Source organism: Vibrio sp. Isolate23, assembly GCF_022398095.1.
Lineage (GTDB): Bacteria > Pseudomonadota > Gammaproteobacteria > Enterobacterales > Vibrionaceae > Vibrio > Vibrio coralliilyticus_A.
This window is the reverse complement of record NZ_JAKEUV010000004.1, coordinates 305,197-328,108: the sequence shown is the minus strand read 5'-3', so window position 1 is coordinate 328,108 and position 22,912 is coordinate 305,197. Positions and strand designations below refer to the sequence as shown.

General features: G+C 47.1%; 23 protein-coding genes. 5 read left to right on the top strand and 18 right to left on the bottom strand.

The features are described from left to right. Window positions 1-123: 123 nt before the first annotated feature. Complete coding sequence (locus L1D31_RS13615; RefSeq protein WP_239837636.1) at window positions 124-2,262, top strand: LruC domain-containing protein; 2,139 nt, start codon at window positions 124-126, stop codon at window positions 2,260-2,262. A gap of 13 nt (window positions 2,263-2,275) precedes the next feature. Next, the gene (locus L1D31_RS13610; protein WP_239837635.1) at window positions 2,276-2,752 is read left to right on the top strand and encodes a hypothetical protein; all 477 of its coding nucleotides are present in this window, start codon (window positions 2,276-2,278) and stop codon (window positions 2,750-2,752) included. Window positions 2,753-2,783: 31 nt separating this feature from the next. On the opposite strand, the gene L1D31_RS13605 is transcribed toward L1D31_RS13610, so the two are convergent. Then, window positions 2,784-3,314: an elongation factor P hydroxylase gene (locus L1D31_RS13605; protein WP_239837634.1), complete on the bottom strand. Its 531-nt coding sequence runs from the start codon at window positions 3,312-3,314 to the stop codon at window positions 2,784-2,786. A 220-nt stretch (window positions 3,315-3,534) separates the two neighbouring features. Here L1D31_RS13605 and L1D31_RS13600 point away from each other — a divergent pair, with 220 nt between their 5' ends. Together L1D31_RS13600 and L1D31_RS13595 are read left to right on the top strand one after the other, a co-directional pair. After that, window positions 3,535-4,158, top strand: a complete 624-nt coding sequence (locus tag L1D31_RS13600) for a trimeric intracellular cation channel family protein (protein WP_239837633.1) — start codon at window positions 3,535-3,537, stop codon at window positions 4,156-4,158. Between the two features lie 430 nt (window positions 4,159-4,588). Then, a complete protein-coding gene (locus L1D31_RS13595) occupies window positions 4,589-6,604 on the top strand; it encodes a DUF885 domain-containing protein (RefSeq protein ID WP_239837632.1) in 2,016 nt (671 codons plus the stop codon). Window positions 6,605-6,641: 37 nt separating this feature from the next. On the opposite strand, the gene aroC is transcribed toward L1D31_RS13595, so the two are convergent. Beyond that, entirely contained in the window at window positions 6,642-7,727 is a 1,086-nt protein-coding gene (aroC, locus tag L1D31_RS13590) for a chorismate synthase (RefSeq protein ID WP_019274563.1), read from the bottom strand. A 185-nt stretch (window positions 7,728-7,912) separates the two neighbouring features. Then, the gene (prmB, locus tag L1D31_RS13585; RefSeq protein ID WP_239837631.1) at window positions 7,913-8,845 is read right to left on the bottom strand and encodes a 50S ribosomal protein L3 N(5)-glutamine methyltransferase; all 933 of its coding nucleotides are present in this window, start codon (window positions 8,843-8,845) and stop codon (window positions 7,913-7,915) included. A 62-nt stretch (window positions 8,846-8,907) separates the two neighbouring features. On the opposite strand from prmB, the gene smrB reads away from it, so the two are divergent. Further along, complete coding sequence (gene smrB / locus L1D31_RS13580; RefSeq protein ID WP_239837630.1) at window positions 8,908-9,438, top strand: endonuclease SmrB; 531 nt, start codon at window positions 8,908-8,910, stop codon at window positions 9,436-9,438. Between the two features lie 12 nt (window positions 9,439-9,450). Here the strand turns inward: smrB and flhB are convergent, their stop codons facing one another. The 15 genes from flhB to fliE all read right to left on the bottom strand — a co-directional run bounded on the left by flhB (window position 9,451) and on the right by fliE (window position 22,904). Continuing rightward, entirely contained in the window at window positions 9,451-10,581 is a 1,131-nt protein-coding gene (gene flhB / locus L1D31_RS13575; RefSeq protein ID WP_239837629.1) for a flagellar biosynthesis protein FlhB, read from the bottom strand. A 9-nt stretch (window positions 10,582-10,590) separates the two neighbouring features. Continuing rightward, window positions 10,591-11,373: a flagellar biosynthetic protein FliR gene (fliR, locus tag L1D31_RS13570; RefSeq protein ID WP_239837628.1), complete on the bottom strand. Its 783-nt coding sequence runs from the start codon at window positions 11,371-11,373 to the stop codon at window positions 10,591-10,593. 9 nt (window positions 11,374-11,382) lie between these two features. After that, window positions 11,383-11,652: a flagellar biosynthesis protein FliQ gene (fliQ, locus tag L1D31_RS13565; protein ID WP_019274559.1), complete on the bottom strand. Its 270-nt coding sequence runs from the start codon at window positions 11,650-11,652 to the stop codon at window positions 11,383-11,385. A 12-nt stretch (window positions 11,653-11,664) separates the two neighbouring features. Continuing rightward, window positions 11,665-12,540, bottom strand: a complete 876-nt coding sequence (gene fliP / locus L1D31_RS13560; RefSeq protein ID WP_239837627.1) for a flagellar type III secretion system pore protein FliP — start codon at window positions 12,538-12,540, stop codon at window positions 11,665-11,667. Continuing rightward, window positions 12,527-12,946 (bottom strand): flagellar biosynthetic protein FliO, encoded by a 420-nt coding sequence (gene fliO, locus L1D31_RS13555; RefSeq protein WP_239837626.1) that lies wholly within the window; start codon window positions 12,944-12,946, stop codon window positions 12,527-12,529. Before fliO ends, fliP begins: the two co-directional genes overlap by 14 nt. Before the next feature lie 3 nt (window positions 12,947-12,949). After that, window positions 12,950-13,360 (bottom strand): flagellar motor switch protein FliN, encoded by a 411-nt coding sequence (fliN, locus tag L1D31_RS13550; RefSeq protein WP_006959499.1) that lies wholly within the window; start codon window positions 13,358-13,360, stop codon window positions 12,950-12,952. A gap of 21 nt (window positions 13,361-13,381) precedes the next feature. After that, window positions 13,382-14,437, bottom strand: coding sequence for a flagellar motor switch protein FliM (gene fliM / locus L1D31_RS13545; RefSeq protein ID WP_239837625.1), 1,056 nt, complete (start codon window positions 14,435-14,437; stop codon window positions 13,382-13,384). A 7-nt stretch (window positions 14,438-14,444) separates the two neighbouring features. After that, a complete protein-coding gene (gene fliL / locus L1D31_RS13540) occupies window positions 14,445-14,942 on the bottom strand; it encodes a flagellar basal body-associated protein FliL (protein ID WP_239837624.1) in 498 nt (165 codons plus the stop codon). A 37-nt stretch (window positions 14,943-14,979) separates the two neighbouring features. After that, window positions 14,980-17,046 carry a flagellar hook-length control protein FliK gene (locus tag L1D31_RS13535; protein WP_239837623.1) on the bottom strand — a complete coding sequence of 689 codons (2,067 nt, stop codon included), beginning with the start codon at window positions 17,044-17,046 and terminating at the stop codon, window positions 14,980-14,982. Window positions 17,047-17,185: 139 nt separating this feature from the next. Continuing rightward, complete coding sequence (fliJ, locus tag L1D31_RS13530) at window positions 17,186-17,626, bottom strand: flagellar export protein FliJ (RefSeq protein ID WP_239837622.1); 441 nt, start codon at window positions 17,624-17,626, stop codon at window positions 17,186-17,188. Between the two features lie 3 nt (window positions 17,627-17,629). Continuing rightward, window positions 17,630-18,955, bottom strand: coding sequence for a flagellar protein export ATPase FliI (fliI, locus tag L1D31_RS13525; protein WP_239837621.1), 1,326 nt, complete (start codon window positions 18,953-18,955; stop codon window positions 17,630-17,632). Next, window positions 18,955-19,755 carry a flagellar assembly protein FliH gene (fliH, locus tag L1D31_RS13520; protein ID WP_239837620.1) on the bottom strand — a complete coding sequence of 267 codons (801 nt, stop codon included), beginning with the start codon at window positions 19,753-19,755 and terminating at the stop codon, window positions 18,955-18,957. The genes fliI and fliH overlap by 1 nt, the downstream gene beginning before the upstream one ends. Window positions 19,756-19,776: 21 nt before the next feature. Beyond that, window positions 19,777-20,835, bottom strand: a complete 1,059-nt coding sequence (fliG, locus tag L1D31_RS13515) for a flagellar motor switch protein FliG (protein WP_239837619.1) — start codon at window positions 20,833-20,835, stop codon at window positions 19,777-19,779. After that, a complete protein-coding gene (gene fliF, locus L1D31_RS13510; RefSeq protein ID WP_239837618.1) occupies window positions 20,828-22,576 on the bottom strand; it encodes a flagellar basal-body MS-ring/collar protein FliF in 1,749 nt (582 codons plus the stop codon). The genes fliG and fliF overlap by 8 nt, the downstream gene beginning before the upstream one ends. Before the next feature lie 16 nt (window positions 22,577-22,592). Beyond that, a complete protein-coding gene (gene fliE, locus L1D31_RS13505) occupies window positions 22,593-22,904 on the bottom strand; it encodes a flagellar hook-basal body complex protein FliE (RefSeq protein ID WP_239837617.1) in 312 nt (103 codons plus the stop codon). Between the last annotated feature and the right edge of the window lie 8 nt (window positions 22,905-22,912).

Here is a 22,912-nt window from a genome sequence, read left to right as displayed (position 1 = left end):
AAAGAGTGCAGAGCTTCTCACATTGAGAAAATTAACGCAAACCCTAGTTATATCAAGGCCTGACAGCATGGCACGCGCTGTGCACTTCCTCAACTATTCACAACGTTCAGCGAGGAAGAACCCATGAAAACACAACACAAGGCTTTGAAAAAGTCAGTCGTGGCGGGTGTTTTATTTCAAGCATCACTCGCCTTTGCCGAGACACCATTCACTTCGTGTCCAACTCAAGCATTTTTAATTCAGAATCCCTCAGGTACGCCCGTCGTCTATGGCGTCAGCATCGACGTAGGTAGCTATGTCACACTGGATTCCAATTTAGATACCGCGAAGCTAAATGGTGTCGGCTACAGCAAGCATGATGACTTCATCTACGGTTGGGATTACGGCACCGCATCGCTCTCCCGTATTGATTCCACCTTTACAAAAACCTTGCTTAATATCAGCAAACCATCTGGCGCACCCGCGTCTATCTACGTTGGTGATGTCTCTCTTGATGAAAATGCCTGGTATGGCTACAGACCCAACTACGGACTCTACCGCATTGACCTTGATACACTGGTGATGGAACTTTCATCTCCTCCTAGCCAATTCGGCAATCCTGCAATATACGATTTGGCTTTTCACCCTGATAACAGCCTGGCTTATTCCATCGACTCCAACGGTTACCTGTGGGAGATAGATGTCTACGCGGGCACAGCGAACCGACTAAACCAACTGCTAGATAAAAATGCTCTCGGGTATCGCTTGACCTTTGGTGCAGTCTACTTTGATGTCGATGGCAACTTTTACACCAGCAACAACAGTAATGGGTATGTCTTCAAAGTAACCATTAACGGAACCAGCTCGAGCGCAGAATTTTTTGCTTATGGCCCTTCAAGCAACTCCAATGATGGTGCTCGCTGTGCTCTGGCACCTGTCGAACCCAGTGAATACACCGATTTCGGAGACGCCCCAGATAGTTATAAAACCACATTTGCATCCTCTGGTGCCCGTCATGGCTTATCGGAACTCAAGCTAGGTTCTGTCATTGATGGAGAGACCGACGGTAGCCCGTATCCGCTCAGTGATGATACTTCAGATGGTTCGGACGATGATGACGGTATCCAGTTCCCCGTTCCAATTCAGGTGGGACAAACCAGCAAAATCATCGCAACGGCTGCAGGCACATCTGACAGTTCAGTGCTCAATGCTTGGATTGATTTCGACCGAGATGGTGAGTTTGAGTCTAACGAAATCATCATCAGCGACCAATCGATGAACGATAGCAATGGCGACATCTTCTTCACTGTTCCAACTTGGGCAGTGACCGGGGAGACTTGGGCTCGATTCAGAATTTCCAACACACCAGGCATAGGTCCAAGCGGCGGCGTTCCTGCTGGTGAAGTAGAAGACTATTTGGTCGACATTACAGAAAGCGGTGTCGTGACCGAACTATACCCCAGCGGCGGTGGCTACACATCTTTCGCCTATGAAGATCAGTATCCGAAAAGCGGCGACTATGACATGAACGATGTATTGATGAACGTTAAATACACTGAGTATCAGCTCAACGACCAAGTCATTCGTATGAAGATCGAGGGTAAAGTTGCCGCACTTGGCGGTGACTACCATTCAGGCTTTGCTATTCGATTACCAGGTGTGGTGAAAGAGGACATCAAATCTGACTCTGTTCAACTTTACGTGAATAACGAGCTGCAAACCGCAACTGTACTTGAAACCGACACCATTGACGCAGTCTTCATTATCCACGAAGACTTGTGGGAAATGACAGAACCGGGTGAAGCCGAAGCGTGCACTCTATTTCGCACTCAAGAAAATTGCGGTACCGCTTATCGCCCTAGCTGGAGGCTGACCTTTTCGTTAGAAAATGCAGTCGATACCTCAACCATGCCACCATTCCCGTACGACCCCTTTATCTTTGCAGCTCCCGGCCACTATTACGGGGATATTGGTTATCAGCTAACAGGTGGATTCCCAGGAAGAGGCTTAGAGATTCATCTTAAAAACCAGTCCCCTACCAGTAAGTTTGACTTACGTTACAAGTCTTATGGTGTCGATGCGTCAAGTGGTAATACTCACTATCACGATGACAAAGGTCTACCTTGGGGTATAGAGATCCCTACTACTTGGCAACATCCCTATGAACAAGTCAATATTTTAGAGGCCTACACCAAATTTGATGATTATGCCCAAGACGCCACTGGCCAGACTGAACCTAACTGGTACGAGACTTCTGTAGACGGCAAAATTTATATCGACTAAAGGAGAAACAATTATGTGGAATATCAAACTGACGCACTTATTTGCAATGGTAATACTTGTTTCTCTCTCCGGCTGTGGTGGCGGCGGAGGTGGTGAAGGAGGCTCTTCAGGTTCATCTACGAGCTCTTCAGCCGCTGCAGCATCAACCGATGAAGATTCCAACACTTTGGCCGATGTGCGTATCGATTATGACAATAATCTTGCTTCGGTGTATCAGGTCGACATAGATGTCAGCCTACCTCACCTTTCAGCCTCTCAGGTTTACATCTCTGTCTGCGATAACACTGGGGGGAGTATCGACGTGGTTGACTACGACAAATGCCTCTTAAAAGCTGCATTACAAGCCGGAACAGGCAGTTACCAGCTACGGGTACCGAATCATTGCGAATCGCTAATCGCGATAGTTTCTGTCATGGAACCCGACACTGCGCCATTGGTGTATACACTCAATCACAACAATCAAGCCGAAACGACTTGGCTGATTCAGTGAATATAAAGCCAGCCGCATATTGCGGCTGGCTTTATTCTACTTTAAACATAGAATAATCAAGCTCAGGTTGCTGGTAAAAAGACCGCAATGCCTCTGACAACATGCAAACGCGCAGTGGCAAACCTTGCTCAAATATCCTACCAACTTCCTTATGGACCTTATGCATAAAGGCTAATCGATCGGGTTCAAACTCACCATTTAAATTGTCACAACTCACCGTAAACGGGAAGCCTGCGCTAAGAGAGAGAATCCATTCATACGCTTGAGGTCGAATTTCTACTTTCTCAAACTCAGCCTGAACCGCTTCCGTTCGACCGTCTGGTTCGTACCAATAACCAAAGTCTTCTAATAGACGGCGCTTTGGCCCTGCGACACACCAATGCGCAACCTCATGCAGCGCCGACGCGTAAAAACCACGAGCAAAAATAATCCGGTGGTTAGGCTGATTATCGCCTGCTGGAAGGTAAATAGGCTCATCCCCTCCTAGCTCCAAACGTGTATTGTACTCGTCAAGAAAAGTGGCGTTAAAAATGTCGATCAAGTCCTGATAGTGGTGGCTCATGAGATAAAGTCGTGGTTTAAATAACAGCGCTCGGCATTCTCGCATTTTTGATCCCAATTGCAAATCCCTACACCAACTACTGACATTAGAAATAATTATGCGAAAGCCCCCTTCACATTCATAAAATCTCATTCGTCACAGATCACATTTCCCACTAAACTGCCTTTTATTGGTTACAGAATGGCAAATTTCCAATCCGCTAGTCACGTAGGGCAAAACAATGTTATTGAGCATTTTATATATCATTGGCATCACGGCTGAAGCCATGACCGGCGCACTCAGTGCAGGTCGAAGAAAAATGGATTGGTTTGGGGTTATGCTCGTTGCGAGTGCAACAGCGATTGGCGGTGGAACAGTGCGCGATATCCTACTCGGACACTACCCGCTCGGCTGGGTAGAGAATCCACAATTTCTCGCGATCACCTGTATTGCGGGCGTGCTAACCACGGGATTAGCCAAATGGATCATCAAGTTTAAAGGGTTGTTCATTCGCCTCGATGCGCTGGGTCTGATTGTGTTTAGCATAATCGGTACTAAAGTGGCGTTAGCAATGGGCCATCATGCAATGATCTGTATGGTAGCGGCACTGGTAACAGGCGTTTTTGGTGGGCTATTACGTGACTTAATCTGTCGTCAAACACCGCTTGTATTGCACGAAGAGTTATACGCGTCTGTCGCCCTGATTGCTTCAGGCCTTTACCTAGCGTTACTGGAGTTTGGTATTAATGATGTCACCGCGACCATCTTAACTCTAGTCGTTGGCTACATACTGCGCATGGCTGCGGTTCGCTTTAAATGGCGTCTGCCTTCTTTCCACCTTGAGACTGAAGGTTCTCTGCACTAATTCACAACGCCCCGTTCTCGGGGCGTTTTATTCTCTAGCTTGTCGCCTAGCTATGAATAATATTCGTTCGAATATTTACCGCTAAGAATCATTTGTGAGCCAGCATGGATTTACCACCAAAACCTGCCGTCGAAGCGCGATTGTGTGATGAAAGTACATTCAAGTAATCTGCAAATCTCTTCATTGGTTTAATAACGCCTCTTCAGGACGACGCACTTGCTCACCAATCGCTAACATATTGATGCAACTTTCAATTATGAGTGCGTAACGGGTTAATTATCCGTTAATTTGTCCTGTGACCTTTTGCACAAACACAGCAGACGACTTATTTTACTCTGGTCGCCCGCAAGGAAGAGTCCGACTTCACTATCGTTAAACTCTCTCCATTCTTTTCCTTGCCGTCACTTAAAATAAGCTGAAAGGTCTGAAGATGAGAAACAAACAACGTATTACCCTATCGGCAATAACGCTAGCCGTCATCTTGGCTGGCTGTAGTTCCACGCCAAAAACAAATGATGCTTCCACCCAGCTGACGGCACTACTCGACAGCTACCAACATGAATCACAATCTCTGGATAGCACTCACTTTGGTATCGTCAATGATCAGATGGCTGCCGCACGTCAGTCTTTGGATCGTATCTATCTCGACAAGCTTCTTGAAATAGAAAGAAGCGCTTTAACCGATGAAGAAAAGGTCTATTACGACACGTTCCGCTTTGACCGCACCATTGCGATTCGCGGCGCAAGCTTCGCTAACGCTCGTTTTGGCAACTTCGATGTCCCAGTCACGCATTTTTACAACTACATCCAGTGGAATGCCGAAGAAGCGGGTGCTGCTATTGATATCGATTCCGACAGTGAACAAACGTACCAAGATCAACTAACCATACTCAAAGAGTACACTTCTTGGGTCAAGGGCTTACACAGCCAATATCTGCTAGCTACACAGCAAGGTATTCAACTACCCGCCATTCTTGCTGAGCGCCTATATCAAAACAGCGTGGACACGATTAGCTACAATAATTTTGCCATGCTCAAAGTAGGATTGAACGACTTAAAAACTCAGTCAGAGTATACGCCAACTTTTATCAATCAATACACGCAGGAAGTAGAGAAAGCACAGCGGGCAACCCAAGAGCTGTTAGCGTATCTGCACAATCAGTACGTTAAGAGCGCTCGCGGTGAAGGACAGCTCACTGACAAGAATATTGGCTGGGGTGATTTACCCAATGGGCAGAGCTGGTATCAGTGGCACCTAGACCGAAACAGTACTACCGGAAAGTCAGCCGCCGAGTTACATAATATGGGTGAACAACTGGTCGCAGAAGCTAAAGCGGAGATGATTCGCGTGGCAAAAGTAGTGGTTGCCAAGCGCGGTTCCATCGTGGAAGCTGCATATCGTGATCCAGCAACAGGGGACGTTTCAACTCGGACGTTTGAACTCGCGACGGACTCAGGTCAGATCAATCTCGGAGAGTTTTTTAAATACCTCAACAGCGAGCAGTTCTTTTATGGTCGAGATGGTCAGCAAACAACAACCAAGCAATATGCAGCGGTCTGCAGCAGCGCGTCCTCTCCTTCTGCCTGCGAAAACGCGCTGACGGACTACTATGTGTTTAAAAACAATGCCAACGATGTCGTTGCCAGCTATTTTAAACCTATCAAAACCGACTACACCATAGAGCCAACCCCTGCTGAAAGCGAGATGTATGATGGTGTGGCCTCCTACGATGACAATGTGTTTACTCTCAACACCAACCCAGATTACAGCCTGCAAAAATGGAATGTCTCAACCTTGTTACTGCACGAAGCCGCACCGGGTCATCATTTCCAAAACGCGTACGCGCAGGAATACCCACCTGCAAATCTGCCCGATTATATGCAGGATATCTGGTACACCGCTTATGGCGAAGGTTGGGCGCTCTATACCGAGTGGCTTGGTATCGAAATGGGCATTTATGGCGAGCTAAATGCGCAAAACCAACCGACCTTTGTTAACGGCAAAGGCATGTGTACTCCCAACACTGACTATAGCCAGTTCCAAGGCGGTATCTATACGGATGAGCAGGAATGTAATGCCCTGCAGTACTTTGGCAGTCTAAACGAAGCACAGCTGAGGAATATGCGATTGGCAGTCGATACCGGCATTCACGCTAACGGCTGGAGTATTCAGCAAGCACGCGATTATATACACGCCAATTCCGCGCTCGGCGAAGGTGACATAGAGTCAGAAAGCTTCCGCTACGCCGCCTATGTCGGTCAGGCGGTTTCTTATAAGTCCGGTTATCTGGTTATCCGAGAATTGCTTGAAAAGGCTCAACAAGAGCTAGGAGCACAGTTTGAATACGCTGAATTCCACGACCAACTGCTACGCTACGGGCAGCAACCGATGGAAGTGATGAAAAGCAACATCAACAACTGGATTTCAACGAAACAACAAGCCTAAATAAAAACGGCTTCCTAGTGGAAGCCGTTTCTATTCACTAAATCTTCGGCGTTTCTGTCGTCACACCTTGATTCTGACCTCGGTGGCGAAGTAAGTGATCCATCACGACAATTGCCAGCATGGCTTCTGCAATAGGCACTGCGCGAATACCAACACATGGGTCATGACGACCTTTGGTGATCAGCTGAGTAGGTTCGCCTTCTCTGGTGATGGTTTCACCCGGAACGGTGATACTAGACGTCGGCTTCAGTGCAATGTTCGCAACAATATCCTGCCCCGTCGAGATACCACCTAAAATGCCACCAGCATGGTTACTACCGAAACCGTCTGGAGACAAAGTATCACGGTGCTCGCTGCCCTTTTGGCTAACCACATCAAATCCATCGCCAATTTCAACACCTTTCACCGCGTTGATGCTCATCAGCGCGTGGGCAATATCAGCATCCAAGCGGTCAAATACAGGTTCACCTAAACCAACTGGAACATTGGTTGCGACAACCTGTAGCTTGGCACCAATCGAGTCGCCTTGCTTTTTAAGATCGCGAATCAGCTGATCTAAGGCATCGACTTTGTCGACATCTGGGCAGAAAAACGCGTTATTTTCAATCTCATCCCAATCCACTTTCTCAATCGATACATCACCCATTTGAGACAGGTAGGCACGGATTTCGATACCAAACTCTTGCTTCAGGTATTTCTTAGCGATAGCACCCGCAGCCACACGCATAGCGGTTTCACGTGCTGAGGAACGACCTCCGCCTCGGTAATCACGTACACCGTATTTCTGGTGGTAGGTATAGTCAGCGTGACCTGGACGGAACTTATCTTTGATTTCCGAATAATCTTTTGAGCGTTGGTCCGTGTTTTCAATCAACAAACCAATCGAAGTACCCGTGGTTTTACCTTCGAATACGCCAGACAGAATCTTCACTTCATCTGGTTCGCGACGTTGAGTGGTATAACGAGAAGTCCCCGGACGGCGACGATCGAGATCCGTCTGAATATCCGCTTCAGTTACTTCTAGCCCTGGAGGGCACCCGTCGACGATACATCCTAGTGCGATACCGTGACTTTCTCCGAATGTCGTCACTCGGAAATGCTGTCCGATACTGTTTCCTGCCATTACTTCCTCAAATTTCTTCAGCTCTGTAAACAAAGCTGTACATTACAATTATTGGTAAATTCATAGTGGCGTTATTGCGATTTGATGTAAAGCCCTAAAGCCGAACTATTTTGCTTTCTTTGCCAATAAAAAACGCCGGACATGACTGTCCGGCGTTTTATCACATCAAGCGAACTGAATAATACTCAGTCTTTATAGATTGAGAACTCTTCTGCATGTTGTAGCATCTGTTCACGCGTTAACATGAAGACACCATGGCCGCCATTTTCGAACTCAAGCCAAGTGAACGGGATATGCGGATATTGCTCCATCATATGAACCATAGAGTTACCCACCTCACAGATAAGAATACCGTTATCCGTTAGATAATCAGGAGCATTAGCCAGAATACGACGCACCAGTTTTAGACCATCCGTACCCGCAGCGAGGCCAAGTTCAGGTTCATGGGTAAACTCGTCAGGCAGACTGTTCATGTCTTCTTGATCCACATACGGTGGGTTAGACACAATCAGGTTGTACTTCTCTTTTGGCAGATCACGGAACAGATCCGAGCGAATCGGGAATACCTGCTGTTCCATACCATGGTCTTGAATATTCTGCTCTGCCACTTGAAGTGCATCGGTAGAAATATCAATTGCATCAACTTCTGCATCTGGGAAAGCATGTGCACAGGCGATCGCGATACAGCCACTCCCGGTACACAAGTCCATGATGCGTGTTGGCTCTTCGACTAACCAAGGTTGGAACTCAGCCTGAATCAGCTCACCAATTGGAGAACGAGGCACCAGAACACGTTCATCGACAAAAAACTCTAAGCCACAGAACCAAGCACGGTTGGTCAGGTATGCGGTTGGAGTACGCTCATTGATTCGTTTCACAACACGTTCGACAATGCGCAGACGCTCACTGCTAGTCAAACGAGAATTTAATACATGTGGAGGCACATCAATGGGTAAGTACAATGTTGGCAGGATAAGCTGAACAGCTTCATCCCATGCGTTATCCGTACCGTGGCCATAGAACAGGTTTGCGGCATTGAAACGGCTCACAGTCCAACGAATCATATCCTGAAGCGTGTGTAACTCTGACACGGCTTCTTCTACAAAAATCTTATCCAAAATTGCCTCCGAAAAGCGCTACAATACTGCCAATAGCATTTTATTTATGTATCTATGACCCAATGAGCAAAAAAGACACCGAAATTGATGATGATTTCGCCCTTTTTAGGGATGCAGTACAAGGCGTAAAAAAGTTGCGACAGGATACCATAGTCCAGCAACCAAAAAAAAACACTAAGCAAAAAGAAATCAAGCGTAGCGCGCGTGAAGCCAGCGATACAGAGTTCTATTTTTCTGACGAGTTTGTTCCTCTTCTCAATGAGGATGGTCCTACTCGTTACGCGCGTGATGACGTCTCTCACTACGAGGTGAAACGCCTTCGCCGTGGGGTATACGTCCCAGATGTGTTTTTAGATATGCACGGCATGACACAAAATGAAGCCAAGCGCGAACTCGGCTCGATGATCGCATACTGCATCAAAAATGAGATTTCATGTGCGTGTGTCCAACACGGCATTGGTAAGCATATCCTCAAGCAAAAAACACCGCTTTGGTTGGCGCAACATCCTGATGTGATGGCATTTCATCAAGCGCCATTAGAATTTGGTGGTGACGGCGCTTTGCTGGTTCTGTTATCGATACCAGAGAAATAGAAAATCGGTGCTTTACTGCCTCAAGTCAGGGGGAATGGGAAGATCTGAGGCTTTAAAATTTGGCCTCTGCCCTCCACGCTTGCGGAACTGCTTTAACTGGAAAACATATGCCAGAACCTGGGCTACTGCGGTAAACAGACCATCTGGGATTTCTTGTTCAAGCTCGGTGGAGTGATACAATGCACGTGCAAGCGGCGGCGCTGGAATAACATAAATGTCGTGCTCACGCGCGATTTCTCGTATTTTGAGCGCCATATGGTCAATCCCTTTGGCAACCACAATCGGCGCTTTATCGGTATCTTGTTTATAGCGCAGAGCCACAGAGAAATGCTCCGGGTTGGTGACAATTACATCAGCCTGTGGCACTTCTGACATCATACGGCGCTGAGCGGCCTCCCGCTGCAACATACGGATCCGCCCTTTAACTTCCGGCTTACCTTCTGTCTCTTTGTACTCATCCTTCACTTCCTGCTTAGTCATCTTTAATTGATCAGCGTGCTGCCAGATCTGGAAAGGAATATCAATAGCAACAACTATCAGCAGTGAACAACTGATCAACAACACGAAGTTCAGTAAGATATCTAACGCGTGGAAAATATTCTGCGGATAAACATCCATACTCAGTTGAAACAGATCTTCCTGAGCCGCATCGATCAGATAAAAAGCGACTCCAGAGACAAGTGCAACTTTCAGAATCGACTTGATCAACTCAACCCAACTTTGCAAGCCAAGCATTCGCTTCAAGCCACTGAGTGGGTTCATCTTCGACCATTTCGGCATAGCGGCTTCCACTGAGAAACTGACCCCACCAATACCTGCAGCCCCTGCAAACGCAGCAATAAACAGCACCACAAGAATAAGCAATAGCGGTCCAAGCAAATTCCCCATCGACCCCAGCGCAATATCAAACAGCTTAGGGAGATCAAAAATTTCATCACGAGAGAGGTCAAATAGACGCCCCATGAGAGTGTATAAGGCGCGCGCAAGCGATTCGCCAAACCACATCAGGGCAATGGCTCCGATTATAAGAACAGAAACTGACGCTAATTCTTTTGACCTTGCAACCTGCCCCTTCTCTCGAGCCTGCTGCAAGCGCCTGGGCGTGGCGTCTTCGGTGCGTTCTTGACCATCTGATTCTGCCAATTCAGCCCCCTAACAATTCAAACGAATAAAGCTGCAAATTTGTTGCTCCCCTTGCAACCAGAATAGTTCATAGTGGCTAAACAGGCCGGCAATGATATACCAACAAATAAGCAAACCAACAATCAGAGCAAAGGCAAAACCCAACGAGAAGATGTTCAGCTGAGGGGCGGCACGAGTCATCACACCAAACGACAAGTTAATCGTTAACAACGCAATGATGCCAGATAAAGACATACTCAACGCGACTTTAAACATGATCCCTAACCAAAGTGCGAGTTCCCTAAAATCAACGGTATTCAGCGAGCCACTACCAATCGGCAATGACTTAAAACTCATCACAACCAGCATGATCATTTTCAAGTGACCATCGGTCGCGAGAAAAAACATCGTTGCGAGAAACATAAACAGCTGACCAAGTAGTGGCGTATTCTGACCATTGGCAGGGTCGACCATAGAAGCAAAACCCAAACTCGCTTGCATACCCAGAATCTGACCAAGAATAACGAAGGTCTGGATCATGAACTGAGTGATGGTTCCCATCGCAACACCTATGATGATCTGCTCTAAGAGGGTCATGAAGCCTTGGAAAGAGAGCAATTCTATGGTGTCAGGAACAGCAGGAATAACTGGCATTACAGCAAACGTAATTGCCAAGCCAAGGTAGAGCCTTACACGGGTAGAAACAAAGCGAGCCCCCGTCACCGACATCACCATCAGCATCGCAGCAATACGGGTGTAAGGCCAGAAGTAGTTGGCTATCCAGTCGAGTATAACGCTCGTTGGGAACTCCACATCCCCCCCTTAATAGAGAACCTGAGGCAGACGTTCAACGATCGAGAAGAAGTATTCCATCATCATTTGCGTCATCCAGTGAGCAAACAACATCAACGCCAGTAAAGTCACCACCAGACGAGGTAAGAAACTTAACGTCTGTTCGTTAATCGACGTGGCGGCCTGAAAAATCGCGACAATCAAACCAATAAGTAGGCTGGGAATGATAATGGCACATACCATCAGCAATACCATCCACAATGCGCCTCTAAATAGCTCGACAAAGACTTCAGGCGTCATGCTTTCCTCCCGCTATAAAGCAAAGCTGCCAGCCAGGGTTGACAGGATTAAGTTCCAACCATCGACTAGAACAAAGAGCATCAGTTTAAAAGGCAAGGATACAATCATCGGCGATAGCATCATCATACCCATTGCCATCAGAACAGAAGCAACCACTAAGTCAATAATTAGGAATGGTAAGAAGAGCATAAAGCCTATCTGGAAGGCCGTCTTGAGTTCGGATGTAATGAATGCAGGGATCAACACAGCCATAGAGACATCTTCAGGCGCCGTGGCACTCGAACCAGAAATATTGACGAAGGTTTCAAGATCCTTTACTCGTGTTTGCTTGAGCATGAAGTCCTTCATAGGGACTTGTGCTAAATCAAAGGCTTCGCGTGCCGTTATCTGCTCATTGATGTATGGCTGAATTGCTTCGTCATTAATTTTACTCAGTACCGGAGACATAATAAAAAATGTCAAGAAAATCGCGATACCTATGATGACTTGATTCGATGGTGTCTGTTGCAGTCCCATCGCCTGACGGAGGATCGACATCACCACAACAATACGCGTGAATGACGTCATCAAAATGACCATGGCAGGAAGGAAGCCCAACATCGTCATCAGAGCAAGGATTTGCAGATTTATTGAGTAATCTTCACTGCCATCTGAGTTGGTCGTCATAGTAAAAGCGGGGATACCTCCACCGCCGCCAGTAAAACTACCCGTTGAAATTGTCCTCGCCGCACCCTGCTCTTTTTCCATTGCAGATACAGTGACTGATTCTGAGGGAGCAACATTGGCAGGCACTGACGTGGCGAGCTGCTCTTCAGCAGAAGAAAACGCCGAGAAGAGAGTTAAGCATAGTGTCAGTATCAGCGGGGCAATTCGGCTAGTATTTATCATTCTTTTTCAACAGCTGAGTCAGTTGAGTGGCAAAAGGGCTTGCCGCTAAAGCAGACTTATTCAGCTCCTCCTGGGTCAAGGGGGTATCCAGTTTTGAAATCAGTTGTATTGACTGGGTGGTCACTCCAACCAGAAACTGTTCTTCGCCAGCCTGCACAATCATGATTCGCTCACGAGTACCGACTGGGATTTGACGAACAACACTCAAGCCACTTTGGTTAATCATTGCAGGTACACGCATGCGTTTCAGCAACCAAGCCAGAAACAGAATAAACGCAACAACGAACAAGAGCGACCCAAACGTGGTCGCCCAATCTAACTGATTACTGGTTACGGTTTCAGCCCAAGCAGAAGGAGAGAGTAGAGTAAGGATACACAGAAAAACGCCTTTTAACTGTTCTCTCATAACCTACCTTAGCTTCTTAATTCGCTCAGTTTGGCTAATAACGTCGGTCAGACGAATACCAAACTTATCGTTGACCACCACCACCTCACCATGAGCAATCAAGGTGCCATTAACCAAGACATCCAATGATTCACCAGCAAGGCGTTCCAGTTCAACTACCGAGCCTTGGTTAAGCTGGAGTAAGTTACGAATGCTGATTTGTGAACGTCCCACCTCCATGGAAATGGTCACCGGAATATCGAGAATAGTATCGAGTTTACGGCGTTCATCTTCAGAAATAGGCGAGCCAGTGTCTTGCAACTCGTCGAGTTGAGCGGCCATAACCTCATCTACATCTACCTCTGGCGCATCAGGGTCTTCACCTAATGCCGCAGCCCATTCGTCCGCCAGTTTTTGATCGTCGCTCGGTTCCATACCTGTTACCTATTTACTCTATTAATCTTCAATTTCACCGTCATCTTCTTCTAATTCAGAAATGACGTCTTTGCCTAGAAATGCAATATCGGTTTTCACTACATCTGGGCGTTTAATTTTCTCTGATACCTGAACTGCAAGTTGTTCACCCGAACGGCCCATCTTCACTCGGAACGTAGGCAGCTCTTCAACAAACATTGTGGCATGCTCGGGCATAGAAATAGGGATGATGTCTCCGGGTTGAAGCTCCATCAAATCTCTTAGTGAAATATCTTGTTCTAGTAAATTCACGCGAAAGTTGACTGGAACATCCATAATTTCTTCACGAAGTGCGGTACTCCAACGAACGTCCGTTTCCATTTTATCGGACTGAACACCAGCATCGAGAAGTTCGCGAATCGGTTCCACCATTGAGTATGGCATGACCACATGGAAATCACCGCCACCGCCGTCAACTTCAATATGGAAAGAGCTGACAACAATCACTTCCGTTGGGCTAACAATGTTCGCCATACTTGGGTTTACTTCAGAATCGAGATATTCAAACTCGACCCCCATCACCGGAGACCAAGCTTCCTTGTAGTCTTCGAAGACAATTTTAAGTAGCAACTGAACGATGCGACGTTCCGTTGGCGTAAATTCACGACCTTCGATACGCGCATGGAAGCGCCCATCCCCACCAAAGAAGTTCTCAACCAAAATGAAAACTAAGCGCGCTTCCATAGTGATCAGTGCGGTCCCTTTTAACGGTCTGAAACGCACCATATTCAAACTGGTCGGGACGTACAAGGTATTTTGGTATTCACCAAACTTCATCATTTGTACGCCATTTATCGACACTTCGGCGGTTTTTCGCAGCATGTTAAATAAGCTGATCCGCAAATGACGCGCAAAACGCTCATTGATCAACTCCAGCGTTGGCATTCGACCACGGACGATGCGGTCTTGAGAGGAGAAGTCGAATTCTACAGCACTAGCATCGCTCTCGGTGCCACCGCCTTCATCTTCTGCCTCATCAACATCGTCAACACCATGGAGTAGCGCATCAATCTCGTCTTGGCTTAATAGATCGGTCACTCTTCACCTACTGTATTACAAAGTCAGTAAATAACACACGTTCAATCACAGGTTGCCCTACTGCACGATTTAAACTCGCTTTGATGTCTTCTGTAGCTCTGTCTCGCAGCTCCACACGTCCGTTAGCGCTGCGAAGTTGATCGACGGTCGCTGAGGCAAAAGTTCCGAGTAACGAACTTTCAATCAGAGGTGAGTGGTAACGTGCCAAGTTCTCATTATCAATACCGCGAACCATTAACTGTACTTTGATTTGCACAAGACGATCCTTTTTATCGCCAGTGACATTAAACAGGAATGGTTGCGCAATATTAACGTAAGAGACAGGTTCAGCAGCGACCGCTACGGCTTGCTGGGTCGTTTGTTCTACTTCTTCAGGTTCACTCGAGCCCATGAGAAAGAAAGCCGCACCTCCGCCACCAACCAGTAAAACAACAACAGCGATGATGATAATTAACAGCTTGCTTTTTCCCTTAGGTGCTTCTGCTTCTATTCCTTCGTCTGCCATATCCGATGTTTCTCTATTTTTCTTACTTTTCTACAGTTTAAGCGTAATAACTAATTCCATCACGCTTTGTTGCGACATTCAAATCAAGATTGACGTCTGGTTCAAGGTTTTCTTCACCGATAAAGGCTTGATTGCTGCTACCTTGACCATTTCCAGCTCCACTTCCAGCCGCATAACGATTTTGTTGTTGACCAGCGGATTGCTGCTGAACTGACGAGTCACCCAATTGAACGCCTTGTTGAGCTAACATTTCACGTAAACGGGGCATAGATTGTTCAATGACATCCCGAGCCTGCTGATTCGCCACCGTAAAGTGAACTGTCGCTCCCTCTCCTGTCATATTCATGCGGATCTGTAATCGACCTAACTCCGGCGGATCCAAGCGAATATCGATGTTTTTTAGATTCTTCGACATCATCATTTGGACTCTTTCCGCTACCTGATCACCGGCCATTTCTCGATTAAGCTGCAATGGAGCTTGAGCAGCAGCTTGCTCAGTACGAATTGGGTTCTGTGCCGTCAAACCTTGTTGACTTGCGGCCTGTGATAGTTGCTGAGCAAACCCTGTATCACTGCTTTGACTCGCCCCCTGCTTCCCGTCTGTTGCGGCTAATTTGCCTACAGCACCCGCCGCTTTCGCTCCCATTACCGCTTTTAGCATAGCTTGTTCACTGACTATTGGTGTAGAAGCGACTTGCTGAAGTTGACTCGCAGCCAGCTCATTGGGCAAAGGCGCTACGGCAGCCTGTTGCGTAGCTTGAAGATGGTGCTGAGCCGCCATGACTTGAGCACTTGATGTATGTAATGCTTGCTGAACCGATTGTGCCACTGCAGCTTGCTGTGCTTTAGGTTTTGCATCCGGTTGAATCTGTAACTCATCAACACCCACATCCGCCGCTGAGACCGCCCATGGGATTGCCGAAGAACCAGCAACGGCAGTGGCTGCAACCGTTGGTTCAATAGCACTTTCTGTTACAACTTCACTGCCAGCCAATTGTGATGGCGAAGCATCCGACTGTAGTGTTTTTTCAGCATTAGGCTTTACTGGCTCTGTCTGATTGGTTTCATTACCTTGAACCACGGTAATTTGTGCCTGTGCTTCGGCTCTTGCCGCTTCAACAATCTGCTCGATCTCTTTATCAGACAAGCCTTGGGTTTTCAGTTCATGTTTTAGCTGTTCAATTTCAGGACTGGTTAACTGAGCTTTATCTCTATTCCTCTCAGTCACTCCAGCCATAAGAGCCACCGCGCCTGCTGCAGCCACGGCCAGCTCATCATCACCTGGATTATCGGAAGCTGTCACAGCTTCCTGACCATCTTCAGATTCAATAAAGCGCTTCGCACTTTCAGGAACCATCACTTGCTGCTCCACAGGTTGCTCAGCCATCAAGTGTTCTTGTGCTTTGATGCTTTTCTTATTCTCAGTGTCAGTAACATCCACATCCGTCTGTGTTTCACCTTGAGTCTGCCTTTGCACAGCAGAAGCGGCTGTGTTTAACGTTTCCACCTGCTCTTCTTCGCTAATGTTGTGAGCCTTCTGTTGCTGTGAAGAGCTTACTTCTTGTGTCGCCAACTCAGGTTGTTGTGGCAACTCATTGCCGTCCTTAGGTTGAAGGGCCTTACTGGCTTTATTTAAACGACCAAGCAATTCCCCATTTTCAGACACAATCTTCTCAGCATCACCTTCTGTTGAGTCATTAGACTGGCTTTTCGTTGATGCCTCAGTTTCTACTTTAACTTTAGAGGCTGGTTTATTCTGCTCTTGATCTATCGCTAACAATTCATCAGTTGAAGAGCCCTTGGTCCCCTTAGTGATCACTTCCCCAGACTCTAACACCTCGTTTTCATCGGCACTGACGCTCTTACCATCACCCGCCTCTTGTTCAGGCTCAATTGAAGCCGCCTCTTCCTCTCCGACTGCAGACTCAACTGTCATTGATTCTGCGTCTGAAACCTTTTCTCCACTGGATTCACCTTTAATAAAAGCGGCCAACTTAGAAAAAAAACCTTCAGACGGTTTCGCCTCTTCACCCGAACCAACGGACTGAGAGGATGCGGTCGACGTTTTCGGGGTGTCAGAAGCCGGAGTTAGGTTTATATTCATAAATAGATACTCGCGCGTAATTGAGGGAGCAGTCGCGGCCTGTTACTTAGAATGGTTTGAAGCGGCAACTCATCATTTAACGAAACAGAACTGCAAGAAGTGCGCCAATCAAATAGATAATAAGAATAATTATGTGAAGTTAGTTCGAAGTCCGGCGGGAGTATTGCAGAGTAGAAAACTCGTCCATTTGTTTTTGCTCACGAACATTTTGTAAACGCTCTTTTTCTGCCTGTTTTTTATCTATCAGCCACTCATAAGAACGCCTTTGTTTACGACATTCCAACCAGTTTTGCTCACAACTTCCCACTTGTGACTTAAAGTGCTCTTCTGCTTGTTTCTGCTTGGCCAGAGTTTCATCTAAGGTAGTCAAAAAACGATTAAGATGAGAGTATTGACTAGCCGTTAACCCTTGTTTGCCTCGTTCTACCAATTGATTGCAGTAGTCCAATCGGTATTTTTCTATCTGCTCTAACTGCTGATAATAGCCATCCAGTTCAACCCGCGCCTGACCAAGCGCGAGTACCGCTTGGTTTTCTCGTTCCTGAGCCTGACTCAATAAAAAATCCAGCGCATTGTCCATGGATTACGAGTCTCCTTGTAGCAGGTTACGCAGCATGTTGACACACATATCGTACGGTACCGTCTCTTTCATCGCTTGCTGTAAGTAACCATCCAGTCGAGGTTTTAATGTGAATGCACTATCAATGGCAGGGTCAGATCCCGGCTTATAAGCACCAATCGATACCAAATCTTGATTTTTTCGACAAACTGACAGAACTTGACGCACCGCTTTGGACATCAGTATCTGCTCTTCTGAGGTAATTTGTGGCATGACACGACTGACTGACTTCTCAACATCAATAGCAGGATAATGACCGGCATCAGCCATTTCACGCGATAGCACGATATGACCATCTAGAATGGCTCGTGATGCATCGGCGATTGGGTCTTGAAGATCATCACCCTCCGTCAGAACGGTAAAGAATGCCGTGATGGAACCTTGCTCTTGACCACCATTACCCGCACGCTCAACCAAAGCAGGCAATTTTGCAAACACAGACGGTGGATAACCTTTAGTCGCAGGCGGCTCACCTACAGAGAGAGCAATTTCACGCTGAGCTTGAGCAAATCGAGTCAATGAGTCCATGAGGAGAAGCACATCTAAGCCTTGATCGCGAAAATACTCTGCAATCGTCAGGGCTGTCTGACAGCCTTTTAATCGCATAAGTGGCGACGAATCCGCTGGTGCCGCCACGACGACCGAACGCTGACGACCATCTACTCCAAGGATTTCTTCGATAAACTCTTTTACCTCACGACCACGCTCACCAATTAAGCCTACCACGACCACTTGAGCGGTGGTGCCTCGAGTCATCATCCCCAAAGTAACCGACTTACCCACACCTGAGCCGGCAAATAAACCGATACGCTGACCTTTACCAACCGTCAGCAAACCATTAATTGCCTTGATACCCACATCAAGTGGTTCTGAAATCGGCTTTCTCGCTAGAGGGTTAATGGGCTCCGCGTTAAATGCCGCCCGTTTCTCCGTATAAATAGGCCCGAGACCATCAAGTGGATTCCCCACCCCGTCAATCACACGACCAAGCAGTTCCATCCCCACAGGTAATCCCACTTCGCTAGTTAAAGGGGTGACTTTCGCGCCTGGTAGGACACCTGTGATCTGTTCACTGGGCATTAGGTAGAGGTTATCTCCCGAAAAACCCACCACCTCAGCCTCCATCTCACCATGCATCGTTTCCACTTTGCACAGGCTACCGATAGGCGCTCGGCATCCAGTAGCTTCCAATGTTAGCCCAACGACTCGAACCAGTTTTCCAGAGGCAACAGGCCGACAAGTTAGCCCTTGAGTTTGATATTGAGAAAGGCGTTCTGCCAGCACCAACATTACTCACCACCTTGATGACGATTCACGCCACAAAAGCTCTGTAGCACACTGCGAATTCTGTCTTCAAGTCGATAATTGACGCTCGACTCACCTGCTTCAATCTGCACATCACCCCGATTGAGCGCAGGTTCAGCCATGAGTGTCCAATTACGAAATTCCAGCTCAGCTTCACCATATGAAGAGCGAATAATCTCTACATCTTCAGGATGAAGCTTCAAAGTGATCGAATGCCCTGAGATGGGTAGGGATTCAACCGACTGCTTGATGGTATCCAATACGACTTGAGGATTGGTCTGTACTTCAACATGTACAACTTCTTTAACCAGAGTCAGTACCATGTCGACCAGCTGTTTCTCAACCTGCGCATTCATCAGTTCCAAAGGCTGAGCAAACTGATTAGCTAGGTCAACGAAAGTTTGTACCTGTTGCTGAATCAGCTCCTGACCCGCTTCAATGCCTTCCGCTTTTCCTGCTTCCAAGCCTTGCTGATGACCTTCTTCGTGACCTTGCTCTTTTCCTTTGTCATAACCTTGTTTGAAGCCGGCTTCTTGACCTTGATGTAAACCGTCCTGATAAGCCTGCTGTTTGATCTGTTCAATATCTTCTTCGGTCAGCTCTTTAGGGGCTTCATCCTCAGGTTCAGAAAAGGTAGGCATCCAGCTAGGGTCATAGTTCATTGCCGTTTCTTTCGCCTGTTTATGAGTTTCCGGCGTATAATCCGGCATTCCCCATTTCTCAGGCTTTTGGACTTGATCGTCATTATCTAAGCGCAAAAAGCCGCGCTTTCTTTCCCCAGACATAGACCTATTACCTACTTTAAATTACAAGAATTCGTCTGCGCCGCCGCCCAACATAATCTCACCAGAGTCTGCCATACGACGGGCCACAGCCAACACTTCTTTCTGTGCCGCTTCCACATCAGAGACTTTAATTGGTGGCATCGCTTCAAGATCATCACGCATCATCTCAGCGGCACGTTTAGACATGTTCTTAAAGATCTTCTCACGCAGAGCATCATCGGCACCTTTGAGTGCGCGCTGCAACGCATCTTGTGGAACATCACGCAGTAGTTTCTGAATACCTTGATCGTCGACTTCGATGAGGTTCTCGAATACGAACATAAGGTCTTGGATCTGCGTGGCCATGTCTTCATCTTGATCGCGAATTTGCTCCATCAGGATGCCTTCTACATTATTGTCCATGTAGTTCATGATTTCCGCAGCAGCCTTCAGTCCACCAATCTTGGCAGCTTGAGCACCTGCTTGACCCGCAAACTGTTTCTCCATGATTTCATTCAATTCCGCCAAAGCCGATGGTTGAACTTCTTCTAGATTGGCAATTCTCATCATCAGATCAAGACGGTCACGCTCAGCAAACTGAGACAAAATTTCCGCAGACTGATCCGGTTCTAGATAAGACAGTACGATAGTTTGAATCTGAGGGTGTTCGTTGATAATGATGCTGGCAACCTGACGCGGGTCCATCCACTTAAGTGAATCCAAGCCCTTCGAGCCTGTTCCAAGCAGTATTTGGTCAACAAGATTATTGGCTTTATCTTCACCAAGGGCAGCAACCAAGGCATTACGCATAAAGTCTTCACTGCCCATACCAATATTGGTGTATTTTTGAATGTCTTCCAAGAAAGCACGGTGTACCGCACCGACCTTGTCTTGGCTTAGGTCAGCAGCGCGAGCCATGGCACTACCAACGCGTTGTACTTGTTTCGGTTCCAAGTGACGAATGATACCGGCAGCGTCTTCCTCATTTAAACTCAATAAGAGGATCGCCGCGCGCTCTTCGCCCGGTATACTTTCTATATCCACGGTGTTGTCTACAACTTCGCCACCGCCTTCTCCCTGTGGTACGACTTCGTTAGGCATCTTCCATCCAGTTCTTCACTACTTGTGCCGCCAGTTCTGGCTCGTTAGCAACCAGCGCACGAACTGCTTTCAACACATCTTCATCTTTATGGAGGTTAGGCAAGTCAATGCTAGAGCCGAACTCAAACAGCTCGCCACCATCCATATCTCCACCAATCAGGCTGGTTTCTCCATCAGCACCAATTGGCAACCCATCTGGTCCGTATAGTTGGTCATCATCGTCATCCGAAGCAGGGTTGAGCAATTTCTTCATGGCTGGGCGAACTAGAACCAACACAACGACTATGATAACCAACGCACTTGCAAACCAACGCACCCAATCGTTGAAGTTAGGGTGCTCCCAGAGAGGGACATCCGTTAGCACTTCAATTTCAGGCTCAGCAAACTGCATACTCAACACATTAAGTAAATCACCACGACTTTCATCAAAACCAACCGCACCAATCAGCACTTGGCGAATTGACTGTAACTCAGCATCCGACAGAGGTTGATAAGTCGTCTCACCACTATCTGGATTAACAGATGCACGGTTTTTTATCGCGACAGCGACCGTTTGGCGATTAACAATCCCCGACTGACGACGTTCGTGACTGATTGTTGTATCCAGTTCAAAGTTACGTGTGGCTTCTTTATGCACAGAACCTTGGCCCATTAAAGAGCCATCTTTCATTTGAGCTACGTCTTGCGGAATGGACGCATCCGCTGGAGGTTGGTTACTCAGCGCACCCGGCACACCCGCCACCACGTTACCATTATTATAGTCTTCCAGTGTGTATTCACTTCGAGTCGAAGGGGTGTTCGGGTCGAAGCTCTTACGCGTTTGCTCTATCGCACTGAAATCCAGCTGAATATCTACTTGTGCGGTGTAGTTTCCAAACCCAAGAATCGGGATAAGGACAGAATCAATTTTATCGCGCAGTGCTTGTTCTTGCTTACGCTCGAGCTCATGCTCTTTACGGCGTGCAGCCGAAGCTGGGTCTTGCGAACCAGAGCTGAGCAATCGACCATGTTGGTCAGTGACGGTAATTCGAGTGGGTTTCATCCCAGGAACAGCACTAGCCACCATATCAACCACAGAGTCGACCTCTTCCTGTTTAAGCGAGGTTCCAGTACGCAAGGTTAAAAATACCGACGCTGAAGCTTCTTGGTTGTGACGAACAAAGACACTTTGTTTTGGTAATGCCAGTAACACTCGTGCTTTGCGTACTTGTGTCATCTCTTCAATGGCTTTGGCTAACTGGCGCTCACGGCTTAACTTGAGCCGTTCTTGCTCTAGACGTTGGGAAACACCAAATCCCATATCTTGCATCAGTATTTCGTCGCCAGCTTGCTTTTCATTGTTTAAGCCGGCACGAACCATATTTAACTTGAGGGAATTGTATTCACTGGATGGAACAGAGATGGTATTACCGTCCAGTTTATAGTTGACCTTCTGCTGGTCCAGATAATCGAGAACGGGAATCAGCTCTTCCGTCTCATAAGCACCAAGCGGACGCATTTCCGGCTCTCTTACCCAGAAAAACAACATCACAATCAAGGCAACACAGATTGAAATAGAAAGAACTAGGACAACCTGTCGAAGGAGATCGAGATCCCCAACTGCCATATCAAATTTGGATGTACTTTGCTCGTCCAAATCTGGGTTCTGAACATCAGTATCCATCTCTGATGTTGCAACCATCGCGGTATCAGGACCACCATCCGATACTGCAAGATCCGTTGATTGATTTTGCTCTGCCACAGACTATACCTATCACTTAAACTGGCATGTTCATCAATTCTTTGTACGCTTCAACAAGCTTGTTACGTACCTGAATCGTTGCCTCAAAGGCCACACTGGATTTATTGCGGGCAATCATCACATCAGAAAGAGACACATCCTGATCACCACGATCAAATCGCATTTGTAAATTGCCTGACGTTTTTGACAATCCATTCACGTTATTGATGGCATTGTTGAGCAAGTCACCAAAATCCGCTCCCACTGTATGACCAGTTGCGGCAGGTTTAGTGTTCGCTGCTTCGAACATCATTGCTTGCATTTCGCCTTGAAAACCATCAACTCTCATTGAACACC